Genomic DNA, 19,170 nt, shown 5'->3' with positions numbered 1-19,170 from the left:
TAATTATGCGTAATTTTCTTTTAACAACATTAGTGCTAATACTGCTAACAGCTTGCGGAGACAAAAAATCGTCAAACCAAAGAATACTTTTTGATTCATCAGGAATAGTCAACAACATATCGGTTGTGGTAAGTAATGACCTATGGAATGGGAGTATTGGAGAGACAATTAGAAATGTACTTTCAACACCTATTTATGGTTTGCCGCAAGACGAGCCAATGTTTAAAATAAACCAAATACCTTCTTCAGTTTTTTCTGGGTTTGTAACAAAGAACAGAACCATTTTAAAAATTGAATTAGGCAAAGAGTCGGCATTTAAGATTGCAAAAAATGTATATGCACAACCGCAAAAAGTTATTGTAGTTTCAGGAAAAACAAAGAGCGATGTTATTGAATTGCTTAAAGAAAATGCAAAAAAAATAACTAATGAATTTAATAACACCGAATTAACAGAAAAACAAAGACTTATAAATAAATCGCTTTATAATGCTAAAGACATTCAAGAGAGCTTAGGACTAAACATTAACTTTCCAACAGCATATAGAATAGCAAAAACAACAGCAACAAAAGAAGATAAGTTTTTTTGGGTAAAAAAAGATTTCAAGGCAAGCTCAAATGTTTCGGGAGACTTAAATGTACTATTATATCAAGTACCATTAAAGACCATAAATAGAGACTCAACTTTGGTAAGCCAAATCATTAAAATTAGAGACTCTATAGGGAAAAGGTTTGTTGAAGGTGCTGTAGAAGGATCATACATGGCAACAGAAGATGCCTATACACCATTTAATTCAGAAACCATTTTAGATAATAAACCTGCTCTTGAAACAAAAGGGCTTTGGGATTTAAAAGGAGGAACATTTATGGCAGGACCTTTCGTAAATTATGCTATTGAAGATAAAATTAATAATAGATGGATTATTGCTGAAGGTTTTGTTTTTGCACCTTCAGTAGAGAAAAGAGCCTATATGTTCGAGCTCGAAGCTATTATTAAATCTATTAAAATAAACTAAACACAATTTTTTAGCTATAAATGAAAACAAAAAAACCAGCACATTGTGCTGGTTTTTATTTAAAAAAATATATCTCTATTCTTTTTTAGCGTTTTTTTGCTTGTCGTCATTTAATTTGTCTTCATCTTTAGTAGCATCCTTAAATTCCTTAATGCCACTACCAAGACCACGCATTAACTCTGGTATTTTTTTACCTCCAAACAATAATAAAACAGCAACAACAATTAATGTTATTTGCATTGGGCCAATTGCTAATGGTAACATATATAAACTCATAATATTAAATTTAAAAGCAAAGTTAATAATTAAAGTTTAATAATCTCGTTTTAAGCATAACTTTAGCATAAAGAGAATCATGTTGTGCAATAATTTTACATATTTTTGTTTTTAAATGGAGGAGAAAAAAAAAGAATCTAAAAAAATAAAACGAAAACTTCTTGATAAGTATCGGTTGGTTATTCTTAATGAAAACACTTTCGAGGAACGCTTATCTTTTAAATTAACACGATTAAATGTTTTTGTATTAGCATCAATATCTGTCATTGTTTTAATAACGGCCACTTATGCATTGATTGCTTTCACTCCGCTAAGGGAGTATATTCCTGGATATTCTTCTACTAAACTAAAAAAGAAGGCTATAGAACTTAATTATAAAACCGACTCGCTACAACAAGTTATTTCAATGAACGAGCGATATTACTCTTCAATTAAAAAAGTTTTACAAGGAGATGTTAGCGCTACAGATTTCAATAAAGACTCTATAATTGAGGCGGCTAAACTAGAAATTAGTGAAGTAGATTTAAACCCAAACCTAGAAGATTCATTATTACGCCAAAAAGTAGATAAAGAGGATAAGTATAATTTATTTGAATCGGCTACATCGGCTGCAAATTTTGTATTGTTCCCTCCAGTAAATGGCACTATAAGTGAACCATACAACCTTAAAGAAAAGCATTATGCAGTAGATGTTGTTGTTGCTAAAGATGCGCCAATAAAGGCCACAGCAGATGGTATTGTAATTTTTGCAGAATGGACAACTAGCACAGGGCACGTCATTATTATAGAGCACAGTTACGGGTTAATTTCAGTTTACAAACATAATGCAGCTCTAACAAAAACTCAAGGCGACTTGGTAAAAGCAGGAGAAGTAATTGCTACAGCAGGAAGCTCTGGAGAGCTTTCAACAGGACCACATTTACATTTCGAGCTTTGGAACGATGGTTACCCAATTAACCCAACAAACTTTATAGATTTTAAATAAATGCTATCATTAAAACCAGCTATAGCTAAATCCTTAGCAAAACGTGTTTATAAGAGTATTCAAAAATGGGCAAAGAAACCTATTGAAACCCAAGAAAAAGTTTTTCAAAGTTTAATAAGTAAAGCCGTAGAAACTGAATTTGGAAGAGACCATGATTTTATAAGCATAAACAATCATTCTGATTTTGTAAAGCGTGTACCAATTAGAGATTATGAAGCCTTAAAACCTTATGTTGAAAGAGTAGTTGCTGGCGAAGAAAATATACTTTGGATAGGCAAACCGATTTATTTTGCCAAAACATCTGGAACAACATCAGGCTCTAAATATATTCCTATCACAAAAGAAAGTATGCCTACACATGTAGATGCTGCAAGAAATGCTATTTTAATGTATATTAAAGAGACTGGAAAGGCAAAATTTGTTGACGGTAAGATGATTTTTTTACAAGGAAGCCCAGTCTTAAAGGAGCAAAACGGTATTCAATTAGGAAGGCTTTCAGGCATTGTTGCTCATTATGTGCCTAAATATCTTCAAAAAAACAGGATGCCTTCTTATAAAACAAACTGTATTGATGATTGGGAAACAAAAGTTGATGCAATTGTAGAGGAAACACTGTCTGAAAACATGACGATTATTTCTGGCATTCCATCGTGGGTTCAAATGTATTTTGAAAAACTTCAGCAGAAAACAGGAAAACAGATTGGCGATATTTTCAAAAATTTTAATCTCTTTATTTTTGGTGGAGTAAATTATGAACCCTACAGAGCAAAATTTGAAAACCTTATAGGTAGAAAAGTAGATAGTATTGAGTTGTACCCTGCTAGCGAGGGCTTTTTTGCTTTCCAAGACAAACAAAGCGAGAAAGGAATGCTACTTCAGTTAAATTCAGGCATTTTTTATGAGTTTATAAAAGCTGATGATTTTTTTAGTGAAAACCCAAAGCGGATAACCCTTGAAGCTGTTGAGGTAGGTGTAAATTATGTGATGATAATTTCAACCAATGCAGGGCTTTGGGCTTATAATATTGGTGATACGGTAGAGTTTACATCAACAAAACCTTATCGAGTTATTGTTTCTGGTAGAATAAAACATTTTATATCTGCTTTTGGTGAGCATGTAATTGGTAAAGAAGTTGAACAAGCTATGCAGGAAGCGATAAAAAATACTAACATTAGTGTTTCAGAGTTTACAGTAGCACCCCAAATAACCCCAAAAGAAGGATTGCCTTACCATGAGTGGTTTGTGGAATTTGAAAACGAACCAGAAAACCTTTCCGCTTTAGCGAAAAAAATAGATGAATCGCTTCAAAAACAAAACAGTTATTATTTTGATTTAATACAAGGTAAAGTATTGCAACCACTAAAAATCACTAAAGTAAAAAAAGGAGGGTTTCAAGACTATATGAAGTCTGTTGGGAAACTGGGTGGTCAAAATAAAATTCCTCGATTATCAAACGACAGAAACATTGTTAAAGATTTTTCGTAAATTAATTAAGGCAAATAGTATTATCTTTGCAAGAATTAAAATTTATGAGTAAAAAGAGACATCACGAAAGAACGAGAGCGCAAGAAAGTTCGAATGCCATTGAGAGAATGTACATTACTATGCGCCATTTGTTTAACAGAGGTTTTTATAAACCAATGGGCGTGTCTGGTGAAACTTTGCGACAGTCATTGTTATTATTGAGACCAGAAATATATGGATCAATAGGAGATGAAAAAGCAGAATTAGAAGGTTTACTTTATGTAATTGACAGATTGCCAATAGGAATTGAAGAATGTACTTTTATTAATTTAACAAGTGACGAAGGCTATTCGGATTCTCATTTCAAACCTATAATTCCACCAAAAAGAAGGCGTAATTGTTATAGAATTGATGACGAACAAATGAATATTGAGATTACTAGAGGGCGCTCAGAAATCTACGATATTTTAACACACCTCACATTTCTTTTTGTAGAGTCTCATAAAATAAGTAATCGTGTTATTATTGACGATAAAGGAAACACAACAAGAGATTGGGTTAAGTTAGAAAAAGCAGTTTTATCAACTAAAAAACTAACACAACCAGAGCGAGAAATTGCTATTACGCATACTGCAAATATTTTAGGTCGTACTTTTAATGAATTAAGAGACGTATATTCTAATTTTGCAACACCAAAACAACCAGAGCGCTTGTTACACATTGTGTATTGGTTAGGTAAGTTGGCTATCGAAGAGCAAATAAATAATAACAAAAGAACAGTTACTTTTAGCCCTGTGCTAAGAGAACGCCTTGGACACCACATACATGGTGAGATTTGGGCAAATACAATTAAGGAAGTTTTACATAAAAATAATTTATTAGAAAGACCTATACATATTATTAGTGCGAATATGCATAGTGTTATGAATACGCTTTTTGCACCAAATGCTTTAAAATCAAAAAAAGATATTTTTGAGGTTTATGAGTCTTTAAGTCAAAAAGAAAGTGAAAGCCTCAGAAATAAAGTAACAAAGGAAGCGTTGCATCGCGGTATGATTTATATAGAAGACACTTCAGGCACTAATATAGACGTTCAGATTTTTGATACTGATAAAATGGATGCTTCAAAAATTGACATAAAAGCAAACGAAACGTTTCTAAAATCAAAAAAACCAGTGATTGTAGTTATGGATTATGCTTTTGGAGAGCAAGCCTATGAAACTATTGATGAATTATTGAAACCCTATAAGGTAAAGAAAAATAAGATACATTTAGACGTAGAATCGATATCTATAATGGGTAAAGCAGGTATTTTAGAAGGAGGTAAAGGCGATATTATGATTCCTACTGCACATATTTTTGAAGGAACAGCAGACAATTACCCCTTTACAAATGAATTAAAAAAAACAGATTTAGAAGGGCAAGGTGTAAATGTTTTTGAAGGATCAATGATTACGGTTTTAGGCACGTCGCTACAGAATAAAGACATTTTAAAATTCTTTTACAACTCAACATGGAGTGTTATTGGTTTAGAGATGGAAGGCGCGCATTATCAGAAGGCTATTCAAGCAGCATCAAAAGTTAGAAACAGTATAAATCCAAATGTAAAAGTACGTTATGCGTATTATGCGAGTGATAACCCCTTAGAAACGGGAAGTACTTTAGCATCAGGCGGACTAGGAACTTCTGGTGTAAAACCAACATATTTAATTACAAGAAAAATATTAGAACAACTATTTAATTAATACAATAAAATTATGAGTAAAGATTTGCCACAATCAAACCCATCTGAAGAAGTCGATTTAGGACAATTGTTCAAGCTTATTGGCAATATGTTTGAAAGATTGTTTAAGTTTATTGGTAGCGTTTTTAACAAGTTGTTTTTAGCATTTGTATGGTGCGTATTTTTCTTAAAGAAACACTTTGTAAAATTTGTTATAGCAGGAGTAGTTGGAATTGCATTAGGAATATTGCTTGAAAAAACATCAGAACCTGTATATAAATCTTATATTACGGTTAAACAAAATTATCCAACAGGTGAGAATTTATACAATGCAATTAGCTATTATAATGATTTAATTGCTCAAAAAGACATAAGTACTTTAGAAAATGTTTTAGGAATGCAACAACATGAGTTGTCTTCTATTATAGAATTTGAAATAGAATCTATAATTAGTGAAAACCAAAAACTTAAAGAGTATAATAACTATTTAAAAACACTTGATTCAACTGTAGCAACTACTGTTGAGTATGAATCTTTTTTAAAGAATGATAGAGATTATAATCATCAATACCAGCAAATAACAATTAAAGCAAAGCAAAGAAATAGTTTTAAACCTGCTTTTAGTAGAATTATTGATAACATTAAAGAAAATGAGTATTTTAAAAATGAACAAGAGAAAGACCTAAAAGAACTATCTAATAAAGTAGATTATATAAAAGAAGCATTAATAAAATCTGAATCTTTACAAAACACTTATAAAAGAGTGCTTGAAAAAACTATTAACAATAAAACAGGTTCAGAAATTGGTATTACTTTTGAGGGAGCAAATGACAAGGAAAAGACTCGGGAATACGATCTTTACAAAAATGACTTAGAATTGAGACAAGAATTGGTTGAATTTGAAAGAGATATTAATGATAAAGAACATATTATTGAAATAACATCCAGTAAACAAGATAGTGGATCAATTGATAACAGAAAAGAAATATTTGGTAAATCCATTAGTTCAAAAATATATTATGCGTTTATTTTACTAGTACTTACTTTTTTAATATTGTCAGGATTAGAGTTTATTAAGTTTCTAGAACGTTTTAAAGATAAGATATAATGAATATTTTAATTACTGGAGGAGCTGGTTTTATTGGGTCTCATGTAGTTAGGTTGTTTACTAACTCTTACCCTAATCACCACATTTTCAATTTAGATGCTCTAACTTATGCTGGGAATCTAGAAAACTTAAGAGATATTGAAGAGAAGCCAAATTATTCTTTTATCAAAGGCGACGTTACCGATGAAGGTTTTATAGAGTCTCTTTTTAATACCTATAAATTTCAGAAAGTGATTCATCTGGCTGCAGAATCACATGTAGATAGATCTATTAAAGATCCGCTAGCATTTGTAAAAACTAATGTTATTGGAACAATGATTTTATTAAATGCTTTTAAAAACCTATGGAAGGCTGATTTTAGCAATAAACTATTCTATCACATTAGTACTGATGAAGTTTACGGGACACTTGGGGAAACAGGGCTGTTTACAGAAACAACCTCATACGATCCAAATTCGCCGTACTCAGCTTCAAAGGCAAGCTCGGATCACTTTGTTAGGGCTTACGGAGAAACGTATGGAATGCCCTATGTAATTAGTAATTGCTCTAACAATTATGGGCAGAATCAATTTCCCGAAAAGTTAATTCCTTTATTTATAAATAATATTATAAATAAAAAGGAGTTACCTGTTTATGGAGACGGAAACTATACTAGGGACTGGCTATATGTTAAAGATCATGCAAAAGCAATTGATTTGGTTTTTCATCAAGGAAAGCTAGGAGAAACATACAATATTGGAGGGTTTAATGAATGGAAAAACATAGACCTAGTTAAATTGCTTTGTAAGCAAATGGATGATAAATTAGGATATGGAAAAGGGGTGTCTGAACAACTAATAACTTATGTTAAAGACCGCCCCGGACATGATTTAAGATATGCTATAGATGCGTCAAAAATCAAAAAAGAGTTAGGGTGGAAGCCGTCAGTAACTTTTGAGGAAGGACTTTCTAAAACAATAGATTGGTATTTAAATAACGAAAACTGGCTTAATAATGTAACGAGTGGTGCATATAAGACGTATTATAAAAAACAATACAGTTAGCAGATGAAAGGAATTATACTAGCCGGTGGATCTGGAACAAGACTTCACCCTTTAACATTGACAATAAGTAAGCAGTTGATGCCTATTTATGATAAGCCAATGATTTATTACCCTCTATCTACTTTAATGTATGCAGGGATTAACGAAATACTAATTATTTCAACACCTAAAGACCTTTCTTTATTTAAAGATTTATTGGGAGATGGTAAAAAATATGGATGTAAATTTGAATATGCTATACAAGAACAACCTAAAGGTCTAGCTGAAGCTTTTATAATTGGAGCAGATTTTATTAAAGATGATAAAGTAGCTCTTATTTTAGGTGATAATATTTTTTATGGGTCAGGTCTATCTAAGCTTTTACAAAACAATAATGACCCAGACGGTGGAATTATATATGCTTATAGAGTTCACGACCCAGAACGTTATGGCGTCGTAGAGTTTGGTGAAAAAGGACAGGCTATATCTTTAGAAGAAAAACCAAAGAAACCTAAATCAAATTTTGCTGTTCCAGGGATTTATTTTTACGATAATGATGTTGTTGAAATAGCAAAAAATATAGAACCAAGTTTAAGAGGAGAACTTGAAATCACAGATGTAAACAGAAAATATCTTGAGGCAGGAAAATTAAGCGTTAGTATTTTAGATAGAGGAACAGCGTGGTTAGACACAGGGACTTTTCAGTCTTTAATGCAGGCATCTCAATTTGTTGAGGTCATAGAAGAGAGACAAGGGCTAAAGATTGGCTCGATTGAAGCCGCTGCATTTGAAATGAGATATATAGATGATAAGCAATTTGAAGATTTGGCAAATTCCCTGTTAAAAAGTGGTTACGGAAAGAATTTACTAGGATTATTGAAAGGAAAGCAATGAAAATAACAGAAACCAAAATAAGAGGGTGCTTCATTTTTGAACCTAAAGTTTTTAATGATAAAAGAGGGTATTTCTTAGAAAGTTATAATAAAGAAATATTTAAAGATATTATTGGAAATGATATTAAGTTTGTTCAGGATAACGAATCTTTCTCATCAAGAGGAGTTTTAAGAGGCCTTCACTATCAAAAAGGTGAACATGCGCAAGCTAAATTAGTAAGAGTAGTCAAAGGAAAGGTTTTAGATGTAGTAGTAGATCTTAGAAAAGAGTCACCAACATTTGGAGAGCATGTTACAGTAGAGTTAACGGAGGAAAATAAAAAACAGCTTTATGTTCCAAGAGGATTTGCTCATGGGTTTGTTGTTTTAAGTGATACCGCCATTTTTTCTTATAAATGTGATAATTTTTATAATAAAGAATCTGAAAGAGGTATAATATATAATGACAAAGATTTAAAAATTGACTGGAGGCTTGATGAAGAAGATATTATTATTTCTGAGAAAGATAAGTTATCACCAAATTTTAGAAGCTTAAAATTATGATTTCTGTACTTGTAACTGGGGCAAATGGTCAACTAGGACAATGCCTTAAGGATGTAGCTTTAAACCATAAGGATATAGAATGGGTTTTTAAAACGTCAAAAGAATTGGATATAACCGACCCCAAAAGTATTCAAACTCTTTTTGACCAAAAAAACTTTGATTATTTAGTAAACTGTGCTGCATATACTGCTGTCGACAAAGCTGAATCAGAAAAAGAAAAGACATTTTTAGTAAATGCAGAAGCGGTAAAATATTTAGCTGAAACCTGCAATGCTAATAATGCAGTATTTATACATATTTCAACAGATTTTGTATTTGATGGTTCAAAGAACACCGCTTATCAAGAAGGCGATAAAACTAACCCCATTAATGTTTATGGAGCTTCAAAACTAAAAGGAGAACAATACATTCAAGAAATTTTAGACAAGTATTTTATTATTCGTACCTCATGGGTGTATTCAGAGCATGGCCATAACTTTGTAAAAACAATGCTTCGTCTCGGAAAAGAAAGAAATGAAATAAGTGTTGTGAGTGACCAAATCGGTTCTCCAACATATGCCAAAGATCTTGCATTGCTGCTGGCTGAAATTATTGAATCTCAAACAACTGCTTTTGGGTTGTATAATTATAGTAATGAGGGAGCTATAAGTTGGTATGATTTTGCAAAAGCAATTTTTGAACAATCAAATTTGGATTTAAAAGTATCTAAAACAACAACAGAGAATTACCCTACTCCTGCTAAAAGACCAAGTTATAGCTTATTAGATAAATCCAAAATAAAGAAAGCCTTAAAACTAGAAATTCCTAACTGGAAAGATAGTCTGGATAAGGTATTAATTAAAATTTCGGAATGAACAAAATCAAAAATCTAATTGTTTTTGGAACAAGGCCTGAAGCTATTAAAATGGCTCCTTTGGTACAGGAATTTAGGAAACATTCGAATAGATTTGAAACAAAAGTTTGCATAACTGCTCAACATAGAGAAATGCTTGATCAGGTGCTTTCATTTTTTGAAATAATACCTGATTATGACTTAAACTTAATGAAGCCTAATCAAAACTTATATAACCTTACTGCAGATATAATTACAGGTTTAAAACCAGTTCTTGAGGAGTTTAAACCTCAACATGTATTTGTTCATGGGGATACAACTACAACAATGGCTTCAGGAATTGCAGCTTTTTATTCTGGCGCTCAAGTTTGTCATGTTGAAGCGGGTTTAAGAACTTTTGATAAAAGATCTCCTTTTCCAGAAGAAATAAACAGATCAGTAACTGGGAGTATTGCAGACTATCATTTTTCTCCCACCAAGGTTTCTAAACAAAATTTATTAAATGAAAATGTTCAGGAAAATCAAATTTTGATAACTGGGAATACGGTTATAGATGCATTAGAATTCAGTGTAAATAAAGTAAAATCGAATACCTTTAGTGATAGTGAAATAGTTGATTTAAATAAAATAGTTGATCTAAATAAACGTATTATTTTGGTTACTGGACATCGAAGAGAAAATCACGGAAAAGGGTTTGTTAATATCTGTAAAGCACTAAAGAAGATCGCTATTGAAAATCCGGACTCTCAAATAATTTACCCTGTACATTTGAATCCGAATGTACAAAAACCGGTATACGAATTATTGAGTGATATTGATAATATACAATTAATTAAACCATTGTCCTACCCCGCTTTTGTATGGCTGATGGATAAATGTTTTTTGATAATTACTGATAGTGGGGGTGTTCAAGAAGAGGCACCTAGTCTTGGAAAACCTGTACTTGTTATGCGAGATACTACAGAAAGACCAGAAGCCGTAGATGCAGGAACTGTAATTCTAGTAGGAACTGATGAGGAAACGATAGTAGCCGAAGCTAAAAAGCTTCTAAATGATAATGCTTTATACGAGAATATGAGCAAACTTCATAATCCATATGGAGATGGTAAAGCATGTGAGCGAATAGTAAAATATATTTCAGAAAATTATTATGGATAATAAACCTAATGTAGTAATGGTTGGTCTTGGGTATATAGGATTACCAACCGCAGCATTGATTGCAAAAAACAAAACATACGTTCATGGGGTTGATATTAATCCGGAAATTGTAAAAACGATAAATGCTGGGAAAATTCATATTATTGAACCAGAACTGGATAATGCCGTAGAAAATGCTGTTAAAGATGGATTTTTGTACGCCTCGACTGTACCAGTTGAAGCTGACTCATATCTAATAGTTGTGCCAACACCATTTAAGGGTAAAAACGAACCTGATATTTCTTTTGTGGAATCAGCTACCAAAGCAATAATACCACTTTTAAAAGAAAATGATTTATATATTATTGAATCAACATCTCCTATAGGAACTACAGAATTGATGATGAATTTAATTTATTCTGAAAGACCAGAGCTTAAGAACAAATTAAATATTGCATATTGTCCTGAACGAGTTCTTCCAGGAAATGTGATGTATGAACTAGTGCATAATGATCGTGTGATAGGAGGAATAAATGATGAATCTACAGAAAAAGCAGTAGATTTTTATAGACAATTTATTAAGGGGGATTTACACAAAACTAACGCAAGAACAGCGGAAATGTGTAAACTTGTGGAAAACTCTTCAAGAGATGTACAAATTGCTTTTGCTAATGAACTTTCCCTGATTTGTGATAAAGCCGATATTAACGTTTGGGAATTAATAAAATTAGCAAACAAACATCCAAGAGTAAATATCTTACAACCAGGATGTGGTGTAGGAGGACATTGTATAGCCGTTGACCCCTATTTTATTGTAGCGGATTATCCGATGGAATCAAAAATCATTGGTACTGCCAGAGAGATTAATAATTATAAATCATTTTGGTGTGCTGAAAAAGTAAAGAATGCAAAACTTGAATTTGAATTACAACATGGTAGAAAACCAAGAATTGCATTGTTGGGATTGGCATTTAAACCTAATATTGATGACTTAAGAGAATCACCTGCCAAATATATCGTTCAAAAAGTTTTGCAAAATGCTAATGATGAAGAATATTATATTGTAGAACCCAATATAAATGAACATAAAGTTTTTAAACTTACATCTTATGAAGAGGCTATCGACAAGGCAGATATAATAGTATTTTTAGTAGCTCATGATGAATTTAAAAACTACAAGGCCATAAAAGAAAAAATCGTTTTAGATTTTTGTGGTGCTCTAAATAAATAATAATAAATCATTGAAGCATAAAAAAATACTAATAGTTCAAAGGGTGATTACATCGTATCGCTTGGATTTGCTGGTAGAGTTATGCCAAGAATTTGAGGAAGTTGGAATCGTTACATCAAAAGGTGAAGAAAAAGGAACTCTTAAATTAGTTTCTTATCAGACCTATTTAAAAAAGTATGAGAATTTAAAGATTTATGAATTATCTTCATTGAAGATATCCTATACGGGTGAGTCACGAGGGACTTCATTTTTTTTATATCCACAAGTGGTATTTAAAATGTTCAAATACGATGTACTTTTACTTGAAGGAGTAACTAATCTTATAAATAACTGTTACCTAGTACCCATTTCTAGATTATTTGGAAAAAAGATGATTTGGTGGGATCCAGGATATTCTAGAGCTGTAAGAACAAAACGGCGCAAATTAATAGATGCAATACTTAAACCTTTCGTTAAATTAACTCAAATCCAGATGGCATACTCTTCTATGGGAGAGGTATATCTTAAAAATTATATGGGAGCAAAAAATTGTTTCACAAATTTAAATACTATAAATACAAACTATTTTGAGTCTATCCAAAACGAGGCGAATAGCAGTATTGATAGTTATAATTTTGAGGATACTCAGGTTCGCTTATTATATGTTGGTGTTGTAGAAAAACGAAAAAAAGTAGAGGAATTAATAAAATATGTTACCAAACTTAATGAATTGTCGGGACCTAGAAAGTTCGTTCTTAATATTATAGGGGAAGGTAATCAACTTGAATATTTAAGAAATCAATACTACAATCAGGAAATTGTATTTCATGGCCCGATTTATGATAAAGAAATGCTTAAAAACTTTTATTTTGAAAGCGACTTATTTGTGCTTCCAGGGGATGGAGGTTTAGGAATATTGCAATCCTTACTTTATGGTTTACCAGTATTGTGTATTAGAGGAGCTGATGGTACAGAATCGGATTATATTGATGATGACAATTTTATATTGAATTCTACCGAAGAGATCTACGATAAACTTAAGACATTAAAGAATATAAATCGAAAATCGTATAAAAATTATGTGCTTAAAGTTTCTTCAGAACAATGGATAGAAAGACTGATTAGTCATTTGGAATAAGAATCATTTAATAATTATCTACCTTACAGCAATAATTAATTTATTAAATAGTAGAACGTTTGTTAAAAAACGAATTTAATTTTCTGGATAAAAAATGTAGAATTTATGATAATTAATGAAATTGAAAACAATTAATGTTTCTCGTATTCTTGTACCATTCTTTGAGGTAGGTGCAAAGGTCATTTCCTTTTTGGTAATTATTTTATTGACTAGAATAATTTCTACTGAAGATTATGGTGTATATAGTTTTTCTATAGCGATAGCAAGTTGGTTTACCATTTTTGCAGATATGGGTGTTGGGTGGTTTACATTTAATAATGCTGTAAAACGAGAAACATCGGTATTGAATTTATCTATAAACTCGAGATTGTTTCAATCATTGTTTGTTCTTCTTGTTGTACCATTCTTTTTTATTGGAAGCTCTAATTCAATTTTAATAACATTTTTAGTTACTTTCTTTTTTCTTAATACAGGATTCGTAAAGTTTTTGCAAAATATTTTTAGAGGTTTTGAGCAAAGTAAAAATGATATTATTCTTGTAAGCTCAGAGCCTATAGCTAGGCTAATATTAATGGTTATTTTATATGCCTTTAATATCGAAATTTCTTTATTAGGTATTTGTATTGGTTTTAGTATAATTGGCTTAGTTCTTACAATAATATTTCTTGTTATTAACCTAAAAAAACTCAATTTTAAAATTTTTATTCCTCCTTTTAAAAAACACATAGCTTTACTAGGAAAAACTAAACAATATTTCTTTTATCAATTTTTTCAGATTGGGATTGGTCGAATGGACATTTTCTTTTTAGAAAAACATTTGGACTTCAAGGACGTAGCGTATTTTTCTTCAGCCTACAATTTATATAGTGCAGTGACATTGTTTTTTTTAGCTTTCATTACTGCAAACCTTAAATCCTTATTTAACAAGTTAAAATTAAAATATTTTTTATTCTTTTTAATTAGCAATTTAATTTTAGTAACCGTTTATTTCAAATACTTAAGGGGTATTTATACTATTATTTATCCTATTGATTATAAACCAGGAGCTCTAGTGCTTGCAATAATGGCTTTAGCGTTGCCATTCTATGCTGGATATCAGTTAAAGCTATTCTATAATAACTATAGAAATAGAACTTTACAAACCGTTATTGCTTTTGGAATAGTATTTTGTTTAAAAATAGTTATATATTTTGTCTTGACAGCAAGAAGTCTTTATTTTGCAGCAATAGTCTTTAGCTCATTTGAGATAATTACTTTTTTATTAATATTCGGAATACATAAATTTAAATGGAATAATGAGAGTACTGCAGGTTAATAAATACATGAAAATTGTAGGAGGAGCAGAAACATATATGTTTAATTTAGCAAGGGCTCTTACTGAAAACGGAATTGAAGTAGAGTTTTGGGGAATGGAAGATAAAAACAATAAAGCAATAGATACATATAATTGTTTTGCCAGAGGAATCGACTTCAATACAACAAAAGACTTTAAATCCAAATTAAAAGAATCTGTAAATGTAATATATTCTAAACAAAACAGAAGAAGATTGGCAATTATACTGGATGAATTCAAACCTGATATTGTTCATATACATAATTATAATTTTCAGTTGACACCATCGATTTTATCAGAAATCAAGAAAAGAGGGATTAAAGTTGTACATACCATACACGATTCTCAATTAGTATGCCCAAATCATAGACTATATATTCCACATAAAAATGAGGTTTGTACTAAATGTTTAAATAAGAAATATTATAATGCGCCTTTAAATAAATGTTTTGACGGATCATTTTCGAAAAGTGTTATAGGAAGCTTTGAATCTTATCTTAACCATAATTTATTAAACATTTATAATAAGAATATAGACGCATTTATAAGCCCTAGTAAATTTTTTAAAAACCTTATACAGCCAGTAATTAAAAAAAATATAATTGTTCTTCCTAATTGTGTTGAAAATAAAAATCTAAATTATAAAAGCAGAAAAGAAGATTATATTTTATTTTTTGGAAGGCTCTCTATAGAGAAAGGTCTACATAAGCTTTTTGAAATATTCAAGCATATTGACTTAAAATTAAAAGTTATTGGTAAAGGAGACATAAGCTCCCCAGGGTATGAAAATATTGAGTTTTTAGGGCCTAAGTATGGAGATGAGCTCTTTGAGTACATAAGCAATGCTAAATTTACTATTCACCCTTCTTTTTGGTATGAAAATTGCCCAATGACATTAGTTGAATCATATATGGTTGGGACCCCTGTTATAACCTCTAATCATAGTGGACTAAAAGAAATGGTAACAGAAGATACTGGGTATTTACTTGATTTTTATGACGCAAATGCAATAAATAGTTTAAAAAAAATTCTAAGTAAACCATATCATTTTGAATCAAAAAAGATCATAAGCCACTATCAAGATAATTATGGAGAAAAGGTTCATTTAAACAAATTGTTAAATATATATAAGGATATTTTAAATTAGTATAGATAATTATGATTTCATGGATTATTTCTAAAATAAAAAAAGAAGAATATAATTTATCTTATAGTTTTCCATTTATAGAACTTTATGAAATATTCAACAGTAAGTTTATAGAAATAATAAGAGGCTTCCTAAAGTTTAAATTTAGAGCGAGATACAAAGGCCTTTTGTTTGCAAAGAAGGGTTCAAAAATTTGTTTTAAACACAAAGTTAAATGTGGCAAAAATTTGACGTTAGGGCGTTATAGTAAAATAATGGCTTTGAGTATTCATGGCGTAGAAATAGGAGACAATTTTATGTTAGGCGATTTCGCTATTATTGAGTGTACTGGGGTTCTTCGAGCTCCAGGGAATAAGCTGGTTATTGGTAATGATGTTGCAATTAATCATTTTTGCTTTATTGGAGTAAGGGGAGAGGTTTTAATAGGAAATAATGTGATTTTCGGACCAAGAGTAACCGTTTTATCTGAAAACCATAATTTCGATGACTTAAACATCCCTATTAAGTGTCAAGGTGAAACCAGGTTTAAAACAGTTATTGAAGATAATGTTTGGATAGGTGCAAATGTTATTATTATGCCAGGTGTTATAATTAAAGAGGGCTCGGTTATTGGTTCAGGTGCTGTAGTAACAAAAGATACTGAGGTAAATTCTGTCATGGTTGGAGTTCCTGCTAAAATGATAAAAAGGAGAGGGTATGGCAGACCTTAGGGCTATAGGATTAAAACTATTAGTTTTTTTTTTCGTTTCATGTGTGAAAAAAGGTAATTTAGAGTATACTTTTGATATTTCAAATGGAGGTAACGATGCAGTATTAAGCTTCCCTAAAACCAAAAATAATTATGGGGATCATATAGAAATCAATATTTTTTGTGATACCATTAACGGAATTAAATATATAAATCGAGCAATATTAGATTTTAACCTTGAAGAATTACCAAAAAATGTAGAAGTTGATAGTGTGGTCCTACAGTTATTTTTTAATGATAATTCTGGGCTGTACAAAATTAAAAAACCTGGACATTCAGGAAACACAAAGTTAATTGTTGAAAATGTATTAAGTAATTGGAGTGAAGATAAAATCAATTGGAGTAAATACCCAAAAATAGGAAAGAAAAAGCTATACTTTGGAGCGCACAAAACGTTTGAGCAAGATTTTAGATTCAACATTAGTGAGTTGGTAATAAATAAAAAAAAGAAATTGATAAAAACTAATGGTTTTTTGTTAAGACTTGAACAAGAAAAGACAGGAAACTATCTACACTTTTGTAGTAAGGAAAACAAAAGTATATATTGTAATTCTGCTAAATTAAAAGTATATGTAAAGAAATAGCTTTTATTTATTTTTTAGTTTCCCAAAAGGGAAAAATATATTTACCAAATACATAAATGGCAAAGCATTTATTGGGTAAACAAAAGTAATTGAAACAATAATTAAAATATAAAAAGTAGAGAAGTAAGTAAGTTTAATGTTAGTGGTTTTTAATATAATAGCATAATAAAGAAATAAGCCTATTACTCCGAATTCAACCAAGACCATAAAAAAGAAATTTTCGGTTCCTGATTTACTATTATTTCCAGATGCCAGAATATTTTTATAATGTTGCGGGAAATTTATTTTGTCATAAACATCTGATTTATAAACAACAGATTCTGCAGAACCAAAACTTCCAATTCCTGTGCCAAGAATTAGTGTTTTCGGATCATTTAGTAACTCTATGCCAGACCTATAAGTAATGCTTCTTAAAGTACTGTAATCTTTTATATTTATATAAGTAGATAAGCCAAATAAGGCTAAAAAAATTATCGGATAGAAGAATAGATAGAAATATTTCAATGGTAACTTATATCTATTGATTAACAATTTTTTACTGATAACAAATCTGTAAGCATAATAAATAAACATCAGAAGTATCACAAACCTTGTGCCCGAGAGCATAATTGAAGATATAAATAGGATATAAGGCCATTTTCGTTTGTCATTAAACACCTCTTTTCCAATAATAATTGAAAAAAAAGCTAACAATGCTAGAGAGATAGGGTGCCAAGTAACGCTAGATACTCTATAAAGCCCAAATCTAGTAGAATAAGCAAAATAGTGGATATAGCTCCAGTCTATATACTGAACAAGATAAAATTCAAATATTGAAAAAAGGCATATAAATATAAAAATGTTATAGAGATATTTTTTATATTTTAAGAGCATGTATTTGTTTGCCAAATAACTTACGAATACAAAAGTTAAAAGAGGTTTCCCATAAAAAAAACTTTTAGCAAAAAAAGCACCAATACTATAAAAATTGAATATAAAGGAAATTAAAATGAATATTATAAATAATACACCTAAATAACTGTAGGTACGTGAAAATTTGTTTGAAATTATTAAATCTAATACAGAAATTATGGTGACTATTAAAAATAACACATCATCAAAATAAATATAGGGAATCCAATATTTTGCTATCAACTGGGTAGAAGCAACAAAGCAAAGTATAAACAATAATAAAGAATATATTTTTTTCATCAGATTTAGTATGTTCAAAAATATTTATTTTCTATACAAATAGCGATAATGCAATCGTAAAAAAATAAAAACACTTTATTCTAAATACTATTAACCTCTTTTAAAACATGTTTTCTAATAAAAGAGATCTCCTCATAAGAATCAGATACTGCAAAAATCTCATATCCTTTTGCCCTTAGGAGGTTTACAGATTTTAAAGATTTAGGAGTTTTATCATCGAAAAACCTATCATGAAATTCAATTAAGATTTGATCAATAACAACATCACTTTTCAGAATACTTTCAATAACATCATATTCAGCACCTTCAATATCCATTTTAAGCAAATCAATTTTTTTGTGACCTAATAAACTAGTTATATCTTGAAAAGATTTCATATGCACCTTAACACTTTTTTTATCTGTTACATTACTATGTTTTTTAAGGCTTCCTGAAACATGCTCTTTATTTGCTGGAAGATAAAACAGGGTGTCTTCAGTATTTATGCCAATGCCAAAATTGTTAAAGTTGAAATTAACAGGGGTAGATTGAGCGTTTACCCAATTAATGGATTTAGGTGTTGGATCAAAACCAAAAACTTTACATTTATGACTATTTATAATCGCTTTGTCAAAAGAAATATCTTCACCTATACCAAATGAATATACAATAGACTGATTATTTAGAAGATTAGGACAAACATAAAACCCAGTATAATCTCCCCCATACCATTTATTTGGACATTCGACATTCCTTTTTAAATGCCCTACAGGTCTAGTTAGGCTAATTATTTTCTTTTTAATTTTCTTTTTAATTTTTGCAATCATTCTAATATTGTTTTATG

At 30.4% G+C, this 19,170-nt stretch carries 19 protein-coding genes; 16 read left to right on the top strand and 3 right to left on the bottom strand.

The genetic code is table 11. From position 1 onward, the window contains the following. Positions 1–5: 5 nt before the first annotated feature. Positions 6–1,013 (top strand): DUF4837 family protein, encoded by a 1,008-nt coding sequence (locus M3P09_RS00365; protein ID WP_249971610.1) that lies wholly within the window; start codon positions 6–8, stop codon positions 1,011–1,013. A 75-nt stretch (positions 1,014–1,088) separates the two neighbouring features. Here the strand turns inward: M3P09_RS00365 and M3P09_RS00360 are convergent, their stop codons facing one another. Continuing rightward, on the bottom strand, positions 1,089–1,289 hold the full coding sequence (locus M3P09_RS00360; RefSeq protein ID WP_249971609.1) for a twin-arginine translocase TatA/TatE family subunit: 201 nt from the start codon (positions 1,287–1,289) through the stop codon (positions 1,089–1,091). Positions 1,290–1,404: 115 nt separating this feature from the next. Here M3P09_RS00360 and M3P09_RS00355 point away from each other — a divergent pair, with 115 nt between their 5' ends. The 15 genes from M3P09_RS00355 (at position 1,405) to M3P09_RS00285 (ending at position 17,156) form a co-directional block, all read left to right on the top strand. Continuing rightward, a complete protein-coding gene (locus tag M3P09_RS00355; protein WP_249971608.1) occupies positions 1,405–2,274 on the top strand; it encodes a M23 family metallopeptidase in 870 nt (289 codons plus the stop codon). Further along, entirely contained in the window at positions 2,275–3,759 is a 1,485-nt protein-coding gene (locus M3P09_RS00350; RefSeq protein WP_249971607.1) for a GH3 auxin-responsive promoter family protein, read from the top strand. A gap of 44 nt (positions 3,760–3,803) precedes the next feature. Further along, on the top strand, positions 3,804–5,483 hold the full coding sequence (locus tag M3P09_RS00345) for a DUF6909 family protein (RefSeq protein ID WP_249971606.1): 1,680 nt from the start codon (positions 3,804–3,806) through the stop codon (positions 5,481–5,483). Positions 5,484–5,495: 12 nt separating this feature from the next. Continuing rightward, on the top strand, positions 5,496–6,569 hold the full coding sequence (locus M3P09_RS00340) for a hypothetical protein (RefSeq protein WP_249971605.1): 1,074 nt from the start codon (positions 5,496–5,498) through the stop codon (positions 6,567–6,569). Next, positions 6,569–7,612, top strand: a complete 1,044-nt coding sequence (gene rfbB, locus M3P09_RS00335; RefSeq protein WP_249971604.1) for a dTDP-glucose 4,6-dehydratase — start codon at positions 6,569–6,571, stop codon at positions 7,610–7,612. The genes M3P09_RS00340 and rfbB overlap by 1 nt, the downstream gene beginning before the upstream one ends. A 3-nt stretch (positions 7,613–7,615) precedes the next feature. Beyond that, the gene (gene rfbA, locus M3P09_RS00330; protein WP_249971603.1) at positions 7,616–8,485 is read left to right on the top strand and encodes a glucose-1-phosphate thymidylyltransferase RfbA; all 870 of its coding nucleotides are present in this window, start codon (positions 7,616–7,618) and stop codon (positions 8,483–8,485) included. After that, positions 8,482–9,027 (top strand): dTDP-4-dehydrorhamnose 3,5-epimerase, encoded by a 546-nt coding sequence (rfbC, locus tag M3P09_RS00325; protein ID WP_249971602.1) that lies wholly within the window; start codon positions 8,482–8,484, stop codon positions 9,025–9,027. The genes rfbA and rfbC overlap by 4 nt, the downstream gene beginning before the upstream one ends. Then, positions 9,024–9,881, top strand: a complete 858-nt coding sequence (rfbD, locus tag M3P09_RS00320) for a dTDP-4-dehydrorhamnose reductase (protein WP_249971601.1) — start codon at positions 9,024–9,026, stop codon at positions 9,879–9,881. Before rfbC ends, rfbD begins: the two co-directional genes overlap by 4 nt. Next, complete coding sequence (gene wecB, locus M3P09_RS00315; protein WP_249971600.1) at positions 9,878–11,017, top strand: non-hydrolyzing UDP-N-acetylglucosamine 2-epimerase; 1,140 nt, start codon at positions 9,878–9,880, stop codon at positions 11,015–11,017. The genes rfbD and wecB overlap by 4 nt, the downstream gene beginning before the upstream one ends. Then, entirely contained in the window at positions 11,010–12,227 is a 1,218-nt protein-coding gene (gene wecC / locus M3P09_RS00310; RefSeq protein WP_249971599.1) for a UDP-N-acetyl-D-mannosamine dehydrogenase, read from the top strand. Before wecB ends, wecC begins: the two co-directional genes overlap by 8 nt. Positions 12,228–12,504: 277 nt before the next feature. Then, the gene (locus M3P09_RS00305; RefSeq protein WP_249971598.1) at positions 12,505–13,344 is read left to right on the top strand and encodes a glycosyltransferase; all 840 of its coding nucleotides are present in this window, start codon (positions 12,505–12,507) and stop codon (positions 13,342–13,344) included. A 121-nt stretch (positions 13,345–13,465) separates the two neighbouring features. Further along, a complete protein-coding gene (locus M3P09_RS00300) occupies positions 13,466–14,659 on the top strand; it encodes an oligosaccharide flippase family protein (protein ID WP_249971597.1) in 1,194 nt (397 codons plus the stop codon). Positions 14,660–14,666: 7 nt separating this feature from the next. Continuing rightward, the gene (locus M3P09_RS00295; RefSeq protein ID WP_249971596.1) at positions 14,667–15,824 is read left to right on the top strand and encodes a glycosyltransferase; all 1,158 of its coding nucleotides are present in this window, start codon (positions 14,667–14,669) and stop codon (positions 15,822–15,824) included. A gap of 254 nt (positions 15,825–16,078) precedes the next feature. After that, positions 16,079–16,534, top strand: a complete 456-nt coding sequence (locus M3P09_RS00290; protein WP_249971595.1) for an acyltransferase — start codon at positions 16,079–16,081, stop codon at positions 16,532–16,534. Next, complete coding sequence (locus M3P09_RS00285) at positions 16,521–17,156, top strand: DNRLRE domain-containing protein (RefSeq protein WP_249971594.1); 636 nt, start codon at positions 16,521–16,523, stop codon at positions 17,154–17,156. Before M3P09_RS00290 ends, M3P09_RS00285 begins: the two co-directional genes overlap by 14 nt. Positions 17,157–17,159: 3 nt before the next feature. Here M3P09_RS00285 and M3P09_RS00280 read toward each other — a convergent pair whose 3' ends face one another. Further along, the gene (locus M3P09_RS00280) at positions 17,160–17,660 is read right to left on the bottom strand and encodes a hypothetical protein (protein WP_249971593.1); all 501 of its coding nucleotides are present in this window, start codon (positions 17,658–17,660) and stop codon (positions 17,160–17,162) included. 767 nt (positions 17,661–18,427) lie between these two features. Next, positions 18,428–19,153 carry an FkbM family methyltransferase gene (locus tag M3P09_RS00275; protein WP_249971592.1) on the bottom strand — a complete coding sequence of 242 codons (726 nt, stop codon included), beginning with the start codon at positions 19,151–19,153 and terminating at the stop codon, positions 18,428–18,430. Between the last annotated feature and the right edge of the window lie 17 nt (positions 19,154–19,170).

The organism is Jejuia spongiicola (assembly GCF_023502325.1).
Taxonomy (GTDB): domain Bacteria; phylum Bacteroidota; class Bacteroidia; order Flavobacteriales; family Flavobacteriaceae; genus Wocania_A; species Wocania_A spongiicola.
The sequence above is the reverse complement of the archived record's forward strand: the minus strand, read 5'-3'. Positions and strand labels throughout refer to the sequence as shown.